The 21,181-nt window shown below is 41.4% G+C and carries 20 protein-coding genes and 1 pseudogene; 17 read left to right on the top strand and 4 right to left on the bottom strand.

What is annotated here, in order from left to right; all coding sequences use genetic code 11:
• The first annotated feature begins 217 nt into the window (after positions 1-217).
• Positions 218-472 carry a hypothetical protein gene (locus V6W81_RS15905; protein ID WP_338539687.1) on the top strand — a complete coding sequence of 85 codons (255 nt, stop codon included), beginning with the start codon at positions 218-220 and terminating at the stop codon, positions 470-472.
• A 128-nt stretch (positions 473-600) separates the two neighbouring features.
• Here the strand turns inward: V6W81_RS15905 and V6W81_RS15900 are convergent, their stop codons facing one another.
• On the bottom strand, positions 601-1,131 hold the full coding sequence (locus tag V6W81_RS15900) for a hypothetical protein (protein ID WP_338539686.1): 531 nt from the start codon (positions 1,129-1,131) through the stop codon (positions 601-603).
• A gap of 157 nt (positions 1,132-1,288) precedes the next feature.
• On the opposite strand from V6W81_RS15900, the gene V6W81_RS15895 reads away from it, so the two are divergent.
• The 4 genes from V6W81_RS15895 to V6W81_RS15880 all read left to right on the top strand — a co-directional run bounded on the left by V6W81_RS15895 (position 1,289) and on the right by V6W81_RS15880 (position 5,846).
• Complete coding sequence (locus tag V6W81_RS15895) at positions 1,289-2,677, top strand: serine hydrolase (RefSeq protein WP_338539685.1); 1,389 nt, start codon at positions 1,289-1,291, stop codon at positions 2,675-2,677.
• 342 nt (positions 2,678-3,019) lie between these two features.
• Positions 3,020-4,075, top strand: coding sequence for an AraC family transcriptional regulator ligand-binding domain-containing protein (locus tag V6W81_RS15890; protein ID WP_338539684.1), 1,056 nt, complete (start codon positions 3,020-3,022; stop codon positions 4,073-4,075).
• A 51-nt stretch (positions 4,076-4,126) separates the two neighbouring features.
• Positions 4,127-4,918, top strand: coding sequence for an SDR family NAD(P)-dependent oxidoreductase (locus V6W81_RS15885; RefSeq protein WP_338539683.1), 792 nt, complete (start codon positions 4,127-4,129; stop codon positions 4,916-4,918).
• Between the two features lie 307 nt (positions 4,919-5,225).
• Positions 5,226-5,846, top strand: a complete 621-nt coding sequence (locus tag V6W81_RS15880) for an SMI1/KNR4 family protein (protein ID WP_338539682.1) — start codon at positions 5,226-5,228, stop codon at positions 5,844-5,846.
• A gap of 369 nt (positions 5,847-6,215) precedes the next feature.
• Here the strand turns inward: V6W81_RS15880 and V6W81_RS15875 are convergent, their stop codons facing one another.
• Positions 6,216-7,130 (bottom strand): LysR family transcriptional regulator, encoded by a 915-nt coding sequence (locus V6W81_RS15875; RefSeq protein WP_338539681.1) that lies wholly within the window; start codon positions 7,128-7,130, stop codon positions 6,216-6,218.
• A gap of 125 nt (positions 7,131-7,255) precedes the next feature.
• On the opposite strand from V6W81_RS15875, the gene V6W81_RS15870 reads away from it, so the two are divergent.
• A complete protein-coding gene (locus V6W81_RS15870) occupies positions 7,256-8,416 on the top strand; it encodes a CynX/NimT family MFS transporter (RefSeq protein ID WP_338539680.1) in 1,161 nt (386 codons plus the stop codon).
• A 349-nt stretch (positions 8,417-8,765) separates the two neighbouring features.
• Positions 8,766-9,566 carry an HAD family hydrolase gene (locus V6W81_RS15865; RefSeq protein ID WP_338539679.1) on the top strand — a complete coding sequence of 267 codons (801 nt, stop codon included), beginning with the start codon at positions 8,766-8,768 and terminating at the stop codon, positions 9,564-9,566.
• Between the two features lie 80 nt (positions 9,567-9,646).
• Here V6W81_RS15865 and V6W81_RS15860 read toward each other — a convergent pair whose 3' ends face one another.
• Positions 9,647-10,537, bottom strand: coding sequence for a helix-turn-helix transcriptional regulator (locus V6W81_RS15860; RefSeq protein ID WP_338539678.1), 891 nt, complete (start codon positions 10,535-10,537; stop codon positions 9,647-9,649).
• A gap of 135 nt (positions 10,538-10,672) precedes the next feature.
• Here V6W81_RS15860 and V6W81_RS15855 point away from each other — a divergent pair, with 135 nt between their 5' ends.
• The 4 genes and pseudogenes from V6W81_RS15855 (at position 10,673) to V6W81_RS15845 (ending at position 13,571) form a co-directional block, all read left to right on the top strand.
• Positions 10,673-12,037 carry an MATE family efflux transporter gene (locus tag V6W81_RS15855; protein ID WP_338539677.1) on the top strand — a complete coding sequence of 455 codons (1,365 nt, stop codon included), beginning with the start codon at positions 10,673-10,675 and terminating at the stop codon, positions 12,035-12,037.
• A 71-nt stretch (positions 12,038-12,108) separates the two neighbouring features.
• A pseudogene (locus tag V6W81_RS29230) lies at positions 12,109-12,288 on the top strand (maltose acetyltransferase domain-containing protein); the annotation flags it as partial.
• A gap of 234 nt (positions 12,289-12,522) precedes the next feature.
• On the top strand, positions 12,523-12,738 hold the full coding sequence (locus tag V6W81_RS29225; protein ID WP_430701359.1) for a DapH/DapD/GlmU-related protein: 216 nt from the start codon (positions 12,523-12,525) through the stop codon (positions 12,736-12,738).
• Between the two features lie 488 nt (positions 12,739-13,226).
• Positions 13,227-13,571, top strand: coding sequence for a winged helix-turn-helix transcriptional regulator (locus V6W81_RS15845; protein WP_056691034.1), 345 nt, complete (start codon positions 13,227-13,229; stop codon positions 13,569-13,571).
• Positions 13,572-13,601: 30 nt separating this feature from the next.
• On the opposite strand, the gene V6W81_RS15840 is transcribed toward V6W81_RS15845, so the two are convergent.
• Entirely contained in the window at positions 13,602-14,219 is a 618-nt protein-coding gene (locus V6W81_RS15840) for a GNAT family N-acetyltransferase (RefSeq protein ID WP_338539675.1), read from the bottom strand.
• 171 nt (positions 14,220-14,390) lie between these two features.
• Between V6W81_RS15840 and V6W81_RS15835 the strand changes: the two genes are divergently transcribed.
• From V6W81_RS15835 to V6W81_RS15810, 6 genes are all read left to right on the top strand, one after another.
• A complete protein-coding gene (locus V6W81_RS15835; protein ID WP_338539674.1) occupies positions 14,391-15,695 on the top strand; it encodes a helix-turn-helix domain-containing protein in 1,305 nt (434 codons plus the stop codon).
• Positions 15,696-16,001: 306 nt separating this feature from the next.
• Complete coding sequence (locus V6W81_RS15830; RefSeq protein ID WP_338539673.1) at positions 16,002-17,012, top strand: ABC transporter substrate-binding protein; 1,011 nt, start codon at positions 16,002-16,004, stop codon at positions 17,010-17,012.
• 147 nt (positions 17,013-17,159) lie between these two features.
• Positions 17,160-18,749: a helix-turn-helix domain-containing protein gene (locus V6W81_RS15825; RefSeq protein WP_338539672.1), complete on the top strand. Its 1,590-nt coding sequence runs from the start codon at positions 17,160-17,162 to the stop codon at positions 18,747-18,749.
• A gap of 172 nt (positions 18,750-18,921) precedes the next feature.
• Complete coding sequence (locus V6W81_RS15820; protein ID WP_145049106.1) at positions 18,922-19,959, top strand: NAD(P)/FAD-dependent oxidoreductase; 1,038 nt, start codon at positions 18,922-18,924, stop codon at positions 19,957-19,959.
• Positions 19,960-20,179: 220 nt separating this feature from the next.
• Entirely contained in the window at positions 20,180-20,626 is a 447-nt protein-coding gene (locus tag V6W81_RS15815; RefSeq protein WP_338539671.1) for a LytTR family DNA-binding domain-containing protein, read from the top strand.
• Between the two features lie 12 nt (positions 20,627-20,638).
• On the top strand, positions 20,639-21,067 hold the full coding sequence (locus tag V6W81_RS15810) for a DUF3021 family protein (RefSeq protein ID WP_338539670.1): 429 nt from the start codon (positions 20,639-20,641) through the stop codon (positions 21,065-21,067).
• Positions 21,068-21,181 lie beyond the last annotated feature (114 nt).

Genomic DNA, 21,181 nt, shown 5'->3' with positions numbered 1-21,181 from the left:
AAACGTGCTTAAAAATGTTGATCTAATACTGATCAACATTTTTTTGTATTGTAAGCGATATTGTGTAAAGGGATATTAATCTGAGGTCCGCTTTTATATAAAGATTGGAGACAATGAGAAACGATGGGAACCATTAGTTGGATGCCAAATTAGTAGTGTGCAAAGTGTCAAGGATTGATTACAATAGAAGCATTACAGACTAAGGGATGAATGTACAATGGTTCAAGAAGACAGCGTATTTGAACAGATTATGAAATCGAAGAGATCCAAATCGATCAAGGCTAGAACAGGTCAAGTTAGTCCAGTTCCGAACAAGAAAACATCTTTGGAACAATTAAATGATTTGGATATCCGACACAAAAATGTAGAAGCCGAATCAGTAGAACCGAGTATGCCGCATAGACGGTTACTAGAAATCAGGAAAGAGCTGAGTCAGATTCGGAAATTAAAGAAAGAAGATCATACGTTATAAGCTCGTTAAGCAAACTACATATGATGGTAAATTGATCTGGTTACACTGCGGTTGTAATCGGATATCGGATCACAAGTAAGTAAGTCGTGAGGTCATTAAGACTCACGACTTTTTATATGCAAGGAGTGTTAATTCGTAATAGAGAGAATACGCCATGCTGAATCTTCTTTTTGCATATGGTATAACTTAGTAGTTTCATCTGCTTGTAGGGGAGACTCATGGAAATACACATTTATTTGTTTAACAAACACTTCGATGTTTCCATCTTGAAGCACATTAAACAACGGCTCATCCATTGAAATAGCTACAGCATACACTTGACTGAATTCTTCCTCGTGAACCGCGTGATCTTGAACATAAGCTGAACGTACCGCGTCAGCATCGAACTGCAGTATACCTTTCATATTTCGATTCAATGTCTGCACAATTTGCAGCTCATCCCCCTCATAGTGAATCTCATCTATGTAGTGAAAATTGAAGATATTTGCTGCATCAAGAGCAGCAGCAATTTCTTCTTTACTGGTGTAGCCGACTAGATTGGATTCTTCTTGTTGAACAGGCTCACTAGTAGAAGTAGATATAACTGGAGAGTCAGGAGAAACGAAATAATGAGCCAACATACAACCCATTAGTAGAAATACTATCCATAATTTTGTCATGACCATTCCTCCTTATATACTCTGCTTAGTTATAAACGTCTACTATAATGAAATAGTTACCCTGTACTAGTTCAGTTTATCGTTGAGATGAAAGGGGAATCTGGCCGGCTTGTGGAATTATATTCAAAACGAATAAAGTGGGAAGAGGTCGATGTCCATGGCAATTGAAGAACGAATCGAAGCAATTATTAAGCGTTTACAACCGGAAACTCATCTTCGAAATAAATACGGTCAGGAAGCAACGCTAGCAGATCGAATGAAGTATTACAACACACCTGGGGTATCCATTGCGGTTATCAATGACTTCAAACTAGAATGGGCTCGGGGATTCGGGGTACGCGAGGCAGGGAAACCGCAGCCTGTCACCGAAACAACGCTCTTCCAAGCTGCGTCGGTCAGCAAACCGATTTTTGCTATAGCTGTAATGCGATTAGTTCAGGAAGGGAAATTAGATCTGGATCGGGACGTGAACGATTATCTGACATCTTGGAAAATACCTTCTGTTTCCGGCTGGCAGCCAAAAGTCACGTTGCGGCAATTATTGAGCCATAGTGCGGGAGTTACGATTCAGGGATTTCCCGGTTATGAAAGAACCGGTGAACTTCCCAAGCTAGTGCAGATTCTGAATGGACAACATCCAGCCAATACTTCATCTGTGGAGGTTAATGTTATTCCAGGATTGCAATTTCGATATTCCGGAGGGGGTACAACCATTGCACAACAGCTTGTTGAGGATAGGCTGAACCAACCCTTAGCTGAAATTATGAGCAAGTTGATATTCGCACCGTTAGGAGTTACGAACAGTACATATGAACAGCCATTATCTTCTCAAAGGCATGAAACTACCGCGACGGGACATCCTTGGAAAGGCAGACCTCTGCCTGGTAAGTGGTATGTATATCCAGAGATGGCGGCAGCAGGTCTCTGGACGGTGCCTTCAGATCTTGCTCGTATAGGCATTGAATTGCAACTAACATTACAGCATCATTCGAGTAGGATTCTCTCTGCGGAAACTTTAAACGAAATGTTAACTGCCCAAATTGAGAATCATATGGGTATCGGCTTTTTCCTAGAAGGTGAAGGGGAAGCAAGTCGTTTCGGTCATAATGGGTGGAATGAAGGTTTCGTATCCCGATTTGTTTTATCCAAACATCACGGTTATGGTGCCGTCATTATGATTAATTCTAATGAAGGTAATGCATTGCTTGGAGAAATCGAGCACGCTATTGCGCGCGAATATGGATGGCTCGGATATTCTCCTGATCAAATAAATGTGGATGTATCGCCGAATATACTTAAGGAGTACGTAGGCGATTATAAAGCAACATCAGGACTACATGCTTCTATCAACCTAGACGGTAATAACTTGGCATTACGAATACAAGAACAGTCCCCAATCCGACTATCTCCCGAATCGGAGACGACATTTTCAACAGATGGGCTGAATGCAAGCGTTGATTTTGAACGGGATGGAGATGGTCAAGTTGTGGCACTTCATATTCATCAAGAGGGAAGGGCTTTCCGTTTGGATAAAACATTTGGCTAAGTTTCGGAGCAGCATTGCAGAATAACTATGTCAGCATATCGATATTTGGGTTTGGAGAAAAGGCTATCCATGAGGGTAGCCTTTTGTGTAACCCTCGACGTTTGTATACGCATGATGATTGAAGATGTCCAAAACCCAAAACAATTACTTCTTGGCTATTAAACGTATTGGCACCTGATATGCTCCAATTATCGCGATGAGATGAGCATGGCGCAATGTGTTAGTAGGTTGTCATGTTATGCTAGTTACATATATAAACCCTAAGAGTATCATTGTATTTGCAAGTCAGCGAAGGATGCATGTCATCCGAGTTTGTCAGTCAGCAGAAGGAGGTGCACATCAATGACAAGCGATTCATTTGAACGTATTAAGATGCCATCGGGATTCTGGGAAGGACTACGTCAGATCGGCATTAACTCACATGATGTAGCACGCAAGGCCGGTTTACCACTTACGATTATTTCCGATTCATCGGTGAATATCACTCAATATTACGCAATCTGGCAGGCATATTCAGATCTCGCAGGTGATATTGCTCACGGGATGATCCAACTTGCAACCATTTATGAGGTAACGAAATATCCACCCCCTATATTAGCCACTTTTCACGCACGTGATTATCGCGATGCACTACAACGGATGGCTCGATATAAACAGCTGTGTCCTCCAGAAAGTTTAGAGATGGTTGAAGATCGCGAAGAATGTACCATAGATCTGCAATGGTTGGTTACGGATCAAGCGTGTCCACCGCTTCTGGTGGGCATTACGCTAGCTTTCCTTCTCGAATTGGGACGACGAGGAACAGGCCGGCATCTGACGGCAAGAACTGTAGAGTTTTCACAGCCGATGGGAGACATTCAGGCTCTTGAAGACTACTTTGGATGCCAGGTTCGAACGGATGCCAATCGCAATCGTTTGATGTTACATCGGACAGATCTGGATCTTCCTTTTCGTACTTACAATGAAGAGTTGCTTGAGATTCTGACTCCTGCACTGGATCGCACGTTACATGAACATCAAGGGAATCGTTCCTTCTCGGAGATGGTCAAATGGATTATGAAGCGCAGCTTCAGCGCTGGGCGTCCTGATGTGCACATGGTCGCTAAAGAACTTGGTATGAGCAATCGGACTTTGCAGCGTCGACTAACCGATGAAAGCACGACATTTAACCATTTGCTCACACAAGCAAGGCATGAACAAGCACGGATGTATTTGTCAGATTTATCACTTGATATCAAGGAAGTGGCTTTTCTGATCGGATATGAAGATCAAAATTCATTTTACCGTGCATTCCGCACTTGGGAAGGCGATACGCCTGCCAATTGGCGCATTGAGCATGCGGAGGGGGATGCAAACTCAGGAGATCATCCTTCATTTTCAGGCGGACACACTCATTAATAATCAATCATCGAGAACCAACAACTAGAACAGACAAGGGAGAATACGATCATGGACATGGGATTGAATCATAAAACAGCATTGGTAACAGGTTCGACGAAAGGAATCGGTAAAGCCATTGCCATCGAACTGGCTAAAGAAGGTGTAAATGTACTGATCAATGGACGGAATTATGATGAGGTAGAAAACGTTGTAAATGAAATCAAGTCTACCTATCCGAATACGTCTCCTCAAAATGCAGCAGCCGATATTGTTAATTCTGCAGAGCGTGAAGCATTATTTGCGAAGTTCCCACAGGTTGATATTCTGATCAATAACACCGGAATTTATGAGCTGATGTCATATTATGATATAGATGATGCCGTATGGGAAAAATACATTCAGACCAACGTGTTATCCGCAGATGCGCTGACCCGATTTTATCTGCCTACCATGTTGAACAATAGTTTTGGCCGGATTGTCTTTATTGCAAGTGAAGAAGCGGTAATGCCTGGATATATGCCTCAATATGCCGTAACGAAATCCATGCTGCTCTCTTTATCCAAGAGTCTATCCAAATTAACAGTAGGCACGGAAGTCACGATTAATACGATTATGCCTGGACCGACACTTTCAGAGAATGTACAACAGATTATTGAGAGCGTCATACAGGATGAGAACATGACCTTTGAAGAAAAAGAGAAGACCTTTATGGCCGCGAATCTTCCGCAATCGGAGTTACAACGTTTCATTAGACCAAGCGAGATCGGCAGACTTACGACATTTGTTTGCAGCCCGTTCGCAACACCATTTAAAGGTTCCCCGATCCGAATGGATGGTGGAATGGTTCCGACGATTTACTAATCATACTTAAGTACATGATAAATTTCATAACTTTAACAGACAGCCGATAAGATTTATCGGTTGTTTTTGATGCTGAACCAGGATTAAAGCATGTTCTCGTTGAAGTTTTGTAATGTTAGCTAAGTTTAGCCAAGTTGCAATCAAGTTGCCAACCTAACTGGAGAGTTGCTAGTTAAAAATGATAAACTGGACTTGATATAAACGATGGTATGGAAGAGCAAAACTATTTTAACAAAACAATAGTTTGACTTCAGTTTATCTGTTTATTTAAGCGGAATTTCTATTATTTATTTGGGAGGGCAATACCATGGATTTAGTAAACCAATTTTTAAATGGCTTAAGAGCAAGGTTATCAGCAGAAGAGCTTGATGATCTAAACACCGCACATGGTGCTGCACAAGAGGATATTGATACACTGAGGGCACAGTATCCTGATTGTCCAGAATCGTTAATACGTTTGCTAGAGAATATAGATGGTACATATTGGAGGAAGTACGGAGACAAAGAAATTACGGTCTGCATTCTAGGCTCTGATGTTGAAGAAGGTCGATATCCATATTATTTACTTTCCACTGAGGAAATGCTCAAAAGTTCGAAACAAGAGGAAGATGTGTCCTATCTATTGGAATACGAAGAGGAAGAGGAAGAGGAAGAGGAAGAGGAAGAGGAAGAGGAGGCCGTTGACCCTAAAATAAATTCAGAGGGGCTACTTCCAGGCCAATATCTTCATTTCTCAGATTGTATGAACAATGGGGGAACATCAAGACTTTATATTGATTTTAACCCTTCTGATCTAGGGGTTAAGGGTCAAATCATCCGCTTTTTGCATGACCCAGATGAATATGCCGTGATTGCGAACAGTTTTGATGCGTATTTACAAATGCTTATTGACGGTGAATATGTGTATCTTAGTGAAGACGAGGATTAGAATTGACCAACAATGACAACCGTATAAGTGTGAACCAATTCCAAGAGTCAAAGTGAATTCGTTCTATGCAATTGATTTATCCAACGAAATAGGTACAATCGTGCGTGGAGAAGAACCTGAATTTGAAGAAGTCACCAAAGTGGCAGAGCATCTTGATGAATTTTTACAAGGTATTATGTCGAATTCAATTATTCTCGAGTGAGCTGATATGATAATGTAGTAATCCCAGATATTGAGGGTTAAGAATATAACCCTATCGAAGTCGCTATTTGGCGGCTTTTTTGTTTTGGTTTAGCCAGTTGAAGTTGTTCAGGTGAAGCAGTCCAACTATAGAATTCACAACGGTAAGAGCAATTATTTTATGCTTATTTAACCTCGCAATTCCAAGTCTTCTCCACCCCCTCTGGATGTAAAGAATTTAATAAGCGATTCTGTTAACTGCTGCTGTGCCTTGCTGATGAACCGGTCAGCATAATAGGTTAACTCCAGATGACGAATGGGAGCAGGGTCAGCTATGGGAATCGATACGATATGTGACCATTCCGGATGTTGTTTCAGTAACTCCTTCGGTTGAATGGTCGCACCGATGCCAGCCTCCACCAATTGTAATAAAGAGGAAGCGGATCCCACCTCCATGACGGTATTTAACTCAATGCCCTGCTCCCGACAAACGTTATCCACCAAATCTCTGCCCAGATACCCCTTCGGGTACATTACCAGAGCATGCTGAGTCAGTTCTTCGAGCGTAATCTCCTGCCGCTTCGCCAGTTCACTTGCTGAATGGACAAACAATTCGTAAGGCTCGCTTCCCAGTGGAATTTGAACCAGGCGTTTGTCTAAAGAACCACTCAGACCAATTCCAAGGTCTACTTTATGTGCTAGGACTTCCTCTCGAACGAAGATCGTTGAGAATGCTTGCAGGCTAGTTTCAGGATAACGGGTCTTGAAACCAACGAACAACGGAACGAGCTGGAAGTCAAGATCGGAAGGTAATACAGCTAGCCGAATGGTTCCACGATTCTCGGATCGCAATTCTTTAATCGCATTCTTTGCATCCATTTCAGCCTGAAGCATCTTCATACCATATTGATGAAGTAGCCTACCCGCTTCGGTTGCTACTACTTTTTTGCCAATACGATCAAAGAGCGGCATACCTACCTCTGCCTCAAGCAGACGAATCTGCTGGCTAAGCGTAGGCTGTGAGATTCCGAGTAGTTCTGCGGCTCTCGTGAAATGAAGATGCTCAAAGACAGCCATAAAATACGTAATGTTACGAGTATCCATAGATGTTTCCTTTCTGCTTATCATAGTATTTTACTATCATAATAATACGAATTATTGGATTGATCAATGAATGCTGCCCACTTATACTCATAGTGACATCAACACGAATGGAAAGGAAGAGTCATATGAAAAAAGCATTCTATGTATTCGCTCTATTTATAGCGGCTTTGAATTTACGCCCCATCATTACATCGGTTGCCTCCATGATGGGTGCTATTCAATCCGAGCTAGGCATAAGTGCTTTGACAGCTAGCCTACTGACTACACTGCCCGTCCTATGTATGGGACTGTTTGCCCCGGTTGCCACAACACTAAGCCAACGCTTTGGTTTGGAGCGGACACTATGTATTGCGTTACTGCTCATCACCGTGGCTACGATCATGCGTGGTATCAATGAATCTGTCACAATACTTCTTGTGACTGCTCTGGCAGGGGGGATCGGGATCAGCTTCGCCGGACCTTTACTATCTAGTTTTATCAAAAAATATTTTCCAACGAGTCCGGGTGTTGTTAGTATTTACTCGGTATCAATGACAATTGGCGCAGCACTTGCTTCGGGCTTAACCATTCCAATCTATACTCAAAGTGAGAATAACCTGCCATTGGCTACGTCATGCTGGGCTGCCTTAGGGATTGTCGCTCTAATCGTGTGGATTGCACTGATACGGCAAAAACAACATTCCGGCAACAAGACTCGGCATCTCAGACTACCGCTTGGTAACAAAAAAGCGATTCAATTCACCTTGTTCTTTGGCTTCATGGCTAGTATGTTCTATGCCTTAACGGCCTGGATTTCGCCCATTGCTCTAAGTTTTGGATACAGTTCGCAATACGCCGCAATGCTGCTGACCGTGTTCACCTTGATTCAGGTTCCCATTGCTTTGCTGGTTCCAGGCATCGTGAATCGCACAGGTAATCCTAAATTACTGCTTGTCTTGTGCAGTGTATCAGAGCTTATCGGTCTGGTATTACTTTTATTATCGGCTCCCATGCTTCCAGCCGTGCTTTTCTTAGGAATCGGTGCCGGCGGATTATTTCCTCTAGCGCTGATGCTGCCCATTATGGAAACACGTTCTGCAGAGGAAGCGGGAACTTGGTCGGCCATGTCACAGATGGGAGGTTATATTCTGGGTGCTTTTGGACCACTTTTTATCGGGTGGATGTTCGATCTAACAGGTCAATTTTACGCTCCGATTATAGCCATGCTGGTCATTGTGATGTTAATGATTGGTGTTCAGTTTTCCATGAATATAGTAAAAAAGGACAAAGAGGGGCCTTATCAATAATAGTAGATAGCTTACAAGTTTATAGAGCTTCTGAAGTCCATCGCCGTAACCATTCACAGGATAGAGTTGCGGCGATTATGCTCATGTTACGGCAGATTCTGTTTGTAACATTATTAATTTAAAGACCATTTGGTAATCATGAATTCAAAAAAAAAATGTTGACATGAAACCAGTTACATATCTTAATCTTGCTTTGTAGCGAGAGATCATATTCATAGTTGTAGGCAACACATGATAAACCTTTTTTTTGGACACTTATTAAATATCCATTATAAAGTGTCTAAATAAAGAAGATCATCTCAATCAAACAGGATAAAAAGGACATACTTAAAACATGGAGGTCATAACGATGATTAAACTGGTAGTTACTGATTTAGATGGAACGTTTCTGAACAATAAGGGTTCGTACGATGTCGAGCTCTTTAAAAAAGTGTATGCGGAAATGCAGCAAAAAGGAGTTACTTTCGTCGCATGTACCGGGAAACAATGTGAACGTGTAGAGAAACTGTTTGATGAACATGGCAAAGGCGTTTGGATCCTGGGTGACAGCGCTGCTCGAATTAAAAAAGATGGTGAAGTTATTAAAGAGTTCAGCATAGACAAGGATCTTGCGTTGAAGGCGATTGATCGAATTCAGGACTTCGATAAAACGATGACTCTTATCGTATGTGCAAGCGATGCTGCTTACGTTCATTCTTCCATTTCAGAAGATATGTACAAAGTGGTTAAAGGCTCCTATGAGCGTGTAATTAAAACAGATTCCTTTGAAACAATTGAGAGTCGTTTTATCAAAATTACGGTCTTTGATACTGAAGGTCGTAGCACAGCATTAAGAGCGCATGTGGAGGATACGTTGAGTGGACAAATTTACATTGTTGACTCGGAGGCTAAATGGCTGGATATTACGGCATTGCACACCCACAAAGGAGAGACGGTTAAGAAACTGCAAGAAATGTTGGGTGTCACTTACGAAGAAACGATGTCATTTGGTGACGGTGAGAATGATGTGGAACTTATGGCCATCGCCAAATATAGTTTTGCAGTAAGTAACGCTTGTGATAATACGAAAAAAGCAGCGAGCTTTATTACGAAATCCAATGAAGAGAATGGCGTTCTTCTAACGGTTCAAAAAATACTGGATTTGCAATAATACTGGTCTACCCACAGGTATTCATGTTCAAAATGACAGGGCAATCTTATGATTGCCCTATTTTTATTGGATAAGAAATGCTAATTGGAGTCGTTGATCGTAACTTGTTTGCGATAATGCTGTGGGACTATGCCCATCTGTTTTCGAAAAATGGACGAGAAATAACTAGAGCTTTGAAAACCACAGGCAAGTGCAATTTCACTTATGGATCTCCGTGTTTCTTTTAACATTTCGCAGCTTTTCTGGAGTCGATATTGGGTCACATAGTTGCTCGGCGATTGACCCACATATTTGTTAAACAATTGGCAACAACGGCTTCTGCAAACAGCTCCGGCGGATGCGATCTCTTCAAGCGTTATCTTTTGATCATAGTTCTGATGAATGAAATGAGTCATTTCCTGAACATGCGTTAGTACGCCAGGTTGACCGGAAACGGGCTTTAACTGATCGCCAATTGTAGCACTCAACGATAACGCTTGGGCTACCAAACGAAGTGGATTGGGATGTCTATGCTCCGTGTGCATTTCCCGATAGAGTTCCTGAATGGACAGTAATATATCTTGTTGCCAGTCCTCCTGATTCATGAGCACAACAAAATCAGCCATCTTGGAACTGAACTTCTCCTCCCAGTACGTTTGGATATATGAAGCCTTCTCACCAAGGATAGAGGGATGAATAACGACCACAAGGAACGAACAATCGTCATGATCCGCAATGGCGTAACCATAGTGCAAGCGTTGGCTATTAACAAAAAGTCCATCGCCTTGATGCAATCGAGTGATACTTCCATTCACAGAGAAATCCATCGATCCTTTTATTACATATATAAACTCCAGATCCACGTGCCAATGTGCAACTGCTGCATGATTGTTAAATTGATGAAGGCTTCCCTTGCGGACATAAAGCGGTAAATCAGGAAGATTATAATTCAACCGTTCTGATAAATCAGAGAACACCTCTAAGTCTGTCATTGAGAATCCCTTCTTCACACAAATGTGTACGATATTGATAAAAGTATAGCCAATATTGATGGAAACAACAATCATTGTGTCCTATTCTTATATTATGCAAAACAACAGAGAGGAACGATATAGGTGAGAAAACGCATGCAACTTCAGGGTTTCGGCAAACGAGACTTTAATCGAGAGTTAATATCGCTTGTGATCCCCATTGCACTACAAAACCTAATATCCGCAACGGTGATATCTGTTGATGTCATTATGTTGGGTATGATAAGTCAATCTGCAATGGCAGCCGTATCACTCGCAGGACAAGTCACGTTTACATTAACATTGTTTTACATGGGGTTGTCAGCGGGGGCGAGTATCCTCACGGCTCAGTATTGGGGGAAGAAGGATACACCCACCATACAGCGCATTCTTAGTATTGCCTGCGTGTTCTCCTTAGGTATATCGATTCTGTTTTTCTTGTCTTCTTTGTTGATTCCCGACGCACTGATGAACTTATTCACCAATGATCCTGAACTGATTCAATATGGGTCAAGGTTTTTACAGTTTAATTCCTTTTCTTACCTTGTGATGGGATTATCGCAGATGTATCTCAGTGTGATTCGAAGTATGGAAAATGCAAAACTCACTGCGTGGATTAGTTCTTTATGTTTGGTCTTAAACATTATATTTAATGCCATTTGCATTTTTGTATTATTCCCATCCCATCCGGAACTTGCGATTACGGCAGTAGCTCTTGCCACGGTATTGGCACGTATGATTGAACTAGCATGTTGTGTGATTCATTCCTTAATAAAAGGATCAATTCGCTTTCGTTTACCGGTACGTGACCGTATTCAGCGTAATCTATTAAAGGATTTTTTGACATATACGCTGCCAGTACAGGGGAATTATATCGTATGGGGAGGAGCACTTACCGCGACGGCTGCCATTATAGGTCATGTGAATTCCGATATGGTAGCAGCGAACTCCATCGCATCTGTCGTTAAAAACTTGGCGGTTGTTCTCTGTGGAGGTATAGCTACCGGCGGATCTGTGCTGGTTGGAAAGTATCTGGGACAGGGTGAAATGGAGAAAGCAAGGTATGCGGGTAACAACATGTGTTATTACGCATTGATTTTTGGAGTCATTGCCGGTTGCACAATTCTGCTCATTAGGCCTTTGGTCTACTCCATCGTTAATTTGAACCCCGCTGCTCAAGGTTATCTGGATGGGATGTTATACATTAGTGCGTATTACTGCATTGCAAAATCGTTTAACTCCACAACTATAGCGGGCATATTCCCGGCTGGTGGAGATTCGAAGTTTGGATTATGGTGCGACACAGTTGTGATGTGGTTTATTATTCTACCCCTTAGTTATCTGTGTGCTTTTGTTTGGCAAGTGTCTCCCATTTTTTTATATATCGTCATCAGCTTAGATGAATTAATTAAATTGCCTATTGCTTTCACCCGTTATCGTCAATTTAAGTGGCTGAACAACTTAACTAGAAACTTTACATAAACCTAATCATCACTAAGGATTATGTAATGTACTCTTATATATAATAGCTTTTTCATAAAGGAGAAGATGATATGAATATTCAAGAACGTATGGCAAGCAAACAACTATTTACAGATGATGATGCCAATTATCCGAAAGAGGCTGCAGAGTTAGCCAAAGCACGCCAACGAGGTAAGGCACTATGCTATGAAATCAATAATTTGCACCCAGATGATGTTGAGATGCGCAAGAAATTAATGAAACAGCTGTTTGGTAGCATAGGCGAAAATGTGTGGATGGAGCCGCCACTCCGCATGGCATACGGCTCAAATACGAGCGTAGGCAATAATGTATATATCAATTTCAATCTAACCGTGGTTGATGATTACAAAGTCACGATTGGGAATGATGTGATGTTTGGCCCAAATGTAACAATTGCTGTAACGAGTCATCCGGTACACCCTGAGAAGCGCAAAGAAGGCGGGATGTTTGCATTACCCGTCGTCATTGAAGATGGGGCGTGGATCGGGACAGGAGCAATCATTCTACCAGGAGTCACGATTGGCAAAGGAAGTGTCGTTGGTGCGGGTAGCGTTGTAACGAAGGATGTCCCTACAAACGTAATCGCTGTGGGCAATCCATGCAGAGTTCTTCGTGAGATTAACGAACAGGATCGAGAGTTCTACTATAAAGACATGCGTTTTGACCAGGTTGAATGGTAAAAGAAGGACATCTGCCTTCTAGAGAGGAGTTTGTCTATGTATATTATATATTCTATTGTCGTATTGATCGCTCTGTTTTTTGTCATTAGAGCCCTTGTCCATACCCGCCGAACCAACTTGATCGCTAATAAAATGAAAAAAAAGTTTGAACATTATTATAATGAAAATGCCTATCATAATGATCAACATAATGACAGGATATAATTCAGAATATCAGAAGACTATCGTTTTTAGAAAAATGATAAAGCAACCGACCCAATGAGTCGGTTGCTTTTGTTTTGCTTGTGGTTAGGTGCCCGTAGACATGAGACATGATATGCCACGGCAACTGTATGCAACTATTTTGATGTCATTAAATGAACAGCTCGGCGTAACAAATAACTTGTAATGACTCAATTATTACCTTTTGGTGACTATATCACTAAAAAGTAGGTACTATTCATCTAGTAACTTTTCCTCCATAATAGATTGGAGAGAGGGTGCATGATATGAAAACGTATTACTGTGAACTGGAAGTGACATTAGAGGTTATTGGAGGAAAGTGGAAAGGACTTGTTCTATATTATTTGATAAAAGGACCTAAACGGACGGGAGAGCTTAAGCGGCTCATAAACAACATTTCACAGAAGATGCTGATTCAAACTCTTCGAGAGCTAGAAGCTGATGGATTAATTCATCGAAAAATGTACAATCAAGTCCCGCCAAAAGTTGAATATTCAACAACAGAGCTGGGTCAATCCCTTGAACCCATTTTGAAATTGCTATGTGGATGGGGCGGGCAATACGCAGAGCAATCCTATGCTCCAGGGGAAATCGAGATTTTGTATCCATAACCAGTAGTTAAAATCCGAGGTGACGGGAGATTAGGTGTGACTGTTGATCTCTACACATTTTTGCATGAATATTACTTTTGTGAAGCCTGCTTTTGCAGTAAATAAGCCGGATGTAAGTTCTTTTTTGATCATATAACCGAAACGTTCATATAATTTCTGTGCTGATGGATTCGTATCAACAACTTCAAGATTTATTTTGGTAATTTGCATCGTTTTTGCAAGCTGTTCTACCTCCTTTAACAACAGTTTGCCTATTCCTGTACCACGTGCTTTTTCAGATACTGCAATAGGGTCAATCTGTAATATATCCTCATTGTACATATGGAACCTTAAATACATGGTGTAAAAGAAATATCGCCACATCGCTGCGAATGGAGGATAAACCTTCTGAAATGCCTTATATTTCGCAGGTGCAAAGGCTTTTTTACCTAGATTGTAGCCGAGAAAGCCAATGACTTCATCATTTCGTATTGCATAGATACCTTGTTCAAATTGAATAGATTGAGCTAATAGCTCAACAGCTTGCTCTCTCGTTTTGGTAAAAAACCAAAGATATTTTACTTTCAATGGAAAAGCTTCATAAAATAAATGAGCCACCTGTGCTTGTTGCTGAGGATTAAGCTTCGATGTGATTTCAATTTGATCCACGGTAATCTCCCCTAACCTGTTTTCTAAATTTTATTGCTGTTCTATAGCTCATTTTCCTAGAAAAAAGCCAAGTGAACAATTCACATTTCTTAGAGGTTAAGGTACATTTCTTAGATAATGATAATGTCTGTGGCTTAATTATCGTCACTGAGTTGAAAGGAGGAAATGAAGGTGAACAGTAATCAGAACCAAAGTCCTCCCTTAAAAGTGGAATTTCTAAGAATCAAAGATGAGCCGTTTCGCTGGAGCAACTCCATTGAAGTGGTAATAGTGCTAGAGGGTAGCATTCAAGTAGCCATCGCAGACGAGAATAGGATATTGAGTGTTGGTGGACTAGAAATCTTCAATATCAATCAAGTTCATCGTTTGTCACATACCAATGATGAGAATTTGGTGTTACTTATCAATATTGATGCTGAATTGGCTAAGGATTACTGTTCAGATTTATCCACAGTCTGGTTTGCACACGAATTCGGCCCTGGAACATACTTAGGCTCGGAGCGAGTCAAAGAAATATCGGAAGCAATCTGCACGCTGATAACTCCAGTAGTAAACAACCAGAGTGAGCTACGCTTTTTGACTTTATTGAATATAATCGAGTCATTGTTGGATCTGCTTATCACGAATTTAGATGTCAAAAGAATGTTCGAAGGCAACCCAATTAAGCTGCAACGAATATGGAAAATCTATAATTATTTATTCAATAACCAAGGATACACCAACAAAGCTTCTCTGAATGAAATTGCCGCAATGACGGATGAGTATTTGAATTTAGATTATTTATCGTCACAATTTAAGTTATTAATAGGAGATACATTGCAAAATTTACTCCATTACTTACGCATCGAGCACGCGATAAAACTATTATTAACGACAAATCTAAGTCTCGTGGACATATCCATGGATAGTGGCTTTTCTTCCCCAAGATATTTCTATCAGAAGTTTAATAAGATTTTCCCAGAAGGACCCAAAGAATTTCGCCATGAAAATAAAAAAAAGCAAGAGATGATGGAGCACTTCAGAGAGAGTAAGGATCCAGCATTCGTTCTTCCAAGGCATAAAGGGTTATTTCACAATCACGAAGCAGTAAGCAATATACCGAATAAATGGATAAATCTTGATCTATTTGGGTATTACGATCCGAGATCAACTTCTGTATATGTGATCAGAATTACTGATTTACTCATAAGTAACCTAGATAACAATTTTAACCGGATTCTTCAGGTTCATGATTTAATTCCGTATCAAGTTTTTGGATTCGAAGAACCTTTTAATTTCACCTTAGACAAGGATGTACAATCACTAACGTGGTTTATGAAACAGTTTAGCGATAATGATATTCATCCTGCATTTATTGTGGGAGCGGATCGCAAAGATATGTCAGAACAGATCACAGCAATCCAACGATTCATTGAAAACTATGCCCTTATCTATGGAGCAGAACATTTAAAAGGATGGAAGATTGAAATTCGATAAAATGAACGTAGTTAAATTATACCTATCATTCAAGGCAGCCCATCACGTTGATGGGCTGCCTTTGTTCTAACTATTGCAAATGGTAAGCTGATGAACTGAATAAGAATCAGGATCACTAATGTATTATTTGTATCTTTGTGAGTAATCTAGTGACGAGTTTGTATAAGGCCAGTTGTAGAGAATGTATATTGAGCATGGCCTCTAATATGGAGTAAAATCTATTCAGGCGAAATGATAATGATTATCATTATACATAAGCGAATTATTTTGCTACAAAACATAAAACATCTAGGAGTGGATTAGATCATGGGTAAATGGGGAGTTATGAAAACAGGATGGATGTCGCTTATAACGGCAGCAATGATTACGGTGATGGGTTGCGGCTCGGCAGGCGAGCAAGCTGCGGCTCCAGTGACAACCGATCAGCAGGCACAGACCACTGCAGCATCAAACGAGGTACCGTCTCAGGCGGAAACGCGCGTTGTAAACGACGGCTTCGGAGAAGTAGAGGTCCCAACCAATCCAAAACGAATCTCTGCTCTCTATCGTGAAGATTACTTGGTGGCGCTTGGGGTGACACCTATTGTCCAATATTACAACCCAATGTGGGGCAAGCAGGATTATTTGAAACTGGACGTTCCGTTGTTCGACGTGACCGGCAACATCGAAGCTTTGCTTGTAGCCGAGCCCGACTTAATCATCGCCGCTGGAGAGGTTGATGCAGCACAATACGAACTCTATTCCAAGGTTGCGCCGACGTTTCGCATACCGGACGACGTTATTCCAGATTCACGCAAAACATTGACCTTGATTGCAGAATTGCTTGGTCTAAGTGACAAGGCGGAGCAGGTTCTTGCCGATTACGATGCACGTGTTGTCGATGTGAAGGCGAAGCTGAACGAAGCGATCGGGGATGAAAAGGTTGTTGTTTTACGAATGAACGTGGTAGACAAATCGATTAATATTTTCGGTATTCATAACACGTTTGTAGGACAACTCTTGTATGAAGATCTTGGGCTGAAGGCACCAGGGTTCGCTGAGGCAATGACGGAGGGCAATATCGTCCTGTCGAAGGAAGTCGTTCCAGAGCTTGACGCAGATCATATTATTATCTTGCCATCCAACGGAACATGGGAGGAAGAGAGCAACACAAAAGCACTTGAGGAAATGAAGACAGATCCTTTGTGGAAGAATGTTCCTGCATTTAAGAATGGCCATGTATATCCAGTAGAAAGATCATATTGGCAGACGGGAGCTATTACGGCTAATGGTCTGAAAATGGATGAATTACTTCGCTTGCTAACTTCTCAGAAGTAAACATGAGTAATGAAGTGCATGGACGGAGAATCATCCGTCAGAATAAAACAAGAGCTGCTTTTCAACGAAGGTTGATAGGCGGCTCGTTTTATTTTACACTATATTCATTGAGAATGAATATCAATTAAAAGGCGGTAGATTGAAACGATGGATATTGAACAGCGCAATCAAGCTGGGACGGCGCGAGCAGTCCAATACGTGCTGCAATCGATTCGCTTCAATGTTGCGGGTGAGCAAGCAGAAGTGAATGATTTGCACGACAGGGATCAAAACGATAAGGAAGACTATGAACTGATTATTTTAACGAGCGGATCGGGACAGGGGAAATGCTATTTACAGAAGCCTGGGAGGTCTTTATCTGTTGATCAGGAACTTATGAGCTGCAGTCATTACCGAGTGTGCTTTACAACAGGCGATAGTATGACAGCTTCGAGCTTGATACCGGATAAGGATGAGCTTGTCTGCTCACCTTTTGCGAAGATGATCGAGCTGCTTGATGAATTATATGGTCTTCGTGGAACGAGAGATGAGCTTGAAGTATTCCAACGGTTTGTGAGATTCCAAGAGCTATTGCTCTTCTTATTCCGGCAGAATGCACTTACGTGCGAAGATAAGGGTACGGATATTGAACAGCAAGGCGTGGAGCTTAGCATACAGCATATTCATCAATACTACCGCGAGCTTCTAACTGTAGAGGAGCTTGCATCTCTCGCAGGTATTGATCGCTGGAAATATACCCGTCTGTTCAAAGAGGCTACGGGTCAAGTACCGCTCCAGTACTTAAATGAAGTACGCATTAATCAAGCCAAGAGGTGGCTCACAAGTGCCGATGATAAGTTGCTCGATATTGCGCTGAATGCAGGCTTTAACAATGAATATTATTTTAATCGTCGTTTCAAGCAGACGGTGGGTATGTCTCCAGGACAATATCGTCGGAGTCGTAAGGGAGAGCTTAGAGTAGTCGCACCGTATTTGGAGGATTTTATCGTTGCTCTAGATATGCAGCCTATCGCCCAATATAGTCATGCAAAGTGGGGTAAACAAGACTACCTAGGCTTAAATCATATTCCGACGTTCGACGAAAATGGTGGTAACTTTGACACACTTTCCAATTATAAACCGGATCTAATATTACTTATGGATCGTTATGAGCAACAGCAGTATTCGCAGTGTCGACGCATATCCAACACGTGTATTCTACGTGAGCAGACCAATAACTGGCGTACACTCCTACGGACCGTTGCTGATTATTTTGGTCGGATGGAGTTAGCCGATGATGCGATCGCCAAGTATGATTTCAAGGCAAGGAGCGCTAGTTATACACTGAGTCAGATGATGAAAGGCGAAACGGTTGCTTTTCTGCGTATTTCGGCAGATCACATCATTCAATATACCAATGAAGGTCAAGGCTTTGTTTCAACTGTCCTTTATGGCGATGTTGGTTTACACTCCCATGCGGCAGTAGGTGTATTTTCTAAGGCAAATAGACCAGGTATGTTCAATCTCTCTGTAGATGATTTACATAGGTTGCATGCGGATCATCTGTTTATTACATTTGATAAGTGGCACAGCCAGGCAGAAGGTAAGGAGAGGGAACTTCTGAAGCAGCCAGAGTGGCTTGATCTACCAGCTGTACGGCATAACCAGGTTTACGAAGTGGATTTTCTAACCTGGATGAATAACGGAATTATTTCGAACAGCAAAAAAATTGATGATATCCTACGATCTTTAGCTTGATATAACTGGGTATATAGTTGTGGCTGCGTCTGGAAGATTTGCATTCTCCATTTTGTACAAAGCCACTGTCGATTCTGTCCATTGTTATTAGGCCTTTGCCGAAGCTACAATGAAGATGATAATGATTATCAGTAGCTTGGGTGTAGATGAGTTGGCTAGAGGAGGATATGCATTGACAGATCAGCTTGAATTATACGATGTGACAATTATCGGCGGTGGTCCTGCAGGAATGTATACTGCATTTTATAGTGGAATGCGCGATTTGAAGACGAAGTTAATCGAAGCGAAAGACGAGCTTGGCGGGCGGATGCTGATATATCCCGAGAAAATGATATGGGATGTTGGAGGGGTAACACCGATCCTATGTGAGACGTTGATAGCACAATTGTCTGAGCAGGCGAGGACGTTCGACCCAACCATTGTATTTGGTCAGCACATTATCGGTTTGGAGAAACAAGCGGATTCAACGTACATTCTGGAGGCGGCGACGGGAGAGAGGCACTGGACACGCACGGTCATTTTGGCTATTGGCCGCGGCATTCTGCGTATGGCGAAGCTAGAGCTGGAAGGGGCTGAGCGCTATGAGGTATCCAATCTGCACTATACGGTGCAGGAGCTGGAGCCATTCAGAGGAAAGCGGGTGCTTATTTCAGGTGGGGGGAATTCGGCTGTTGATTGGGCAAACGAGTTAGTTCCTATCGCTGCTCAGGTTACAGTCGTACATCGGCGCGACCGTTTCGGCGGACATGAGAAAAACATTGCTCGAATGAAAGAGTCTTCTGCCGAGGTGCTCACACCATATGAAGTCACGCAATTATACAGCGGTAATGGGAATACAATTGAACGAGTGACGATTGCACATATCGAATCAGGGGAATCACGCGAGCTGGAAATAGACGAGGTTATTGTCAACCACGGTCTAAAATCCGATTTTACAGGTATCAAGGATTGGGGACTGGACATGGATGACTGGAACATATTTGTCAGTCCGAAATTGGAGACGAACTTACCAGGCATCTTCGGGGCTGGCGACTTCGCCAATTACGAAAGTAAGCTCAACCTGATTGCTGGAGCGTTCACGGATGCAGCATTAGCGCTTAATAGCGCTAAACTGTATTTGGATCCCGAGGCGCCGAGAATGGCCTATGTATCGTCTCATAACGAGAGGTTCAAAGAAAAAAACAAGGCGCTTGGCGTATCTGTTGAATAGAGGTTTGCTATCATTAGGGCGAAGTTGTGAGAAGAGATTATAGTGGAAAAAATTAATGATTCAATAAGAGCGCCTAGGGGCGCTTTTTTGGTGTAAAAAAATAAAGAAGAAGTAGTTCTTATAAAATATAATAGTAATAATAAGCTTTTGGAGGTGATTAGGAGAAAACGTGGACTGTTAAGTTAATTCTCTCTTTGAAGTTTAATTTAAAAGTTCGAGGGTGATTTCGATCAAAATTTCTATTGAAGTAATAGACCATACTGAAGAAGAAGAAATCCGCATCAGGTGTCACGAAGAAAATGAAGAAGTACACAGACTCGTTAATAAAATTAAAACCGAAACGTGCATTATTCTTGGTTATCATGAGGATGAGATCAGCCGCATTAAACTTAGTGATATTTATTATTTTGAAGCTGTGGATGGAAAAGTATTCGCATATGGTGAGAACAATGTTCATGAAGTTAAACAAAAACTATATGAACTGGAGGAACTTTATAGAGATAAACATTGTTTTCGTGCTTCCAAATCAACCATTCTAAATATAGCTAAGATTGCCAGTATTCATCCGTCGATTAGCGGTCGTTTTCTAGCATTATTGGATAATGGGGAAAAGGTAATCATATCTCGTCAGTATGTGCCAATACTTAAACAAATGCTTGGATTATAAAGGGGGGATAATGTGAAGTATTCCGATCTTATCAGAGAAACCATCAGAGACTTCTTAATCATATTTGCTTCCATCATGATCATCATCGCTGTTCTGAGACAAGTCTATACTCCTGATGCAAGTTTCGAATTGAATTCGGTTTTTGTCATTATGGCTTTTTCTTTTCTCGGTGCTTTAACTGGACTTATTTTACATACACGGCATCCGATTAGTGAGAATGCAATGCGTTTCCGGGTGGTTTTGCATTTCTTTATTCTTGAAGCTCTTCTAATCTCTCTGGCTATCCTATTAAATCTTACTAATTCTACTTCCAGCATACTATTACTGGTTTTGCAGATTGCCGCAGTATACACGATCGTTCGTCTGCTGACCTATAGGACTGACAAGAAGGAAGCTCAACAGATTAATGAAAGACTAAAAACATTTAAGAAAGAGCTTTAGAAGATACACACAAATGACTTCTCAATAGAGTCGTATTCACAGTAAAAATACAAAAATTGCACTTTATGTTACAACTTATTAGCTCTCAGCTACAGCTTATCGTTTATACGTATA

Source organism: Paenibacillus tundrae (assembly GCF_036884255.1).
GTDB lineage: Bacteria > Bacillota > Bacilli > Paenibacillales > Paenibacillaceae > Paenibacillus.
The sequence above is the reverse complement of the archived record's forward strand: the minus strand, read 5'-3'. Positions and strand labels throughout refer to the sequence as shown.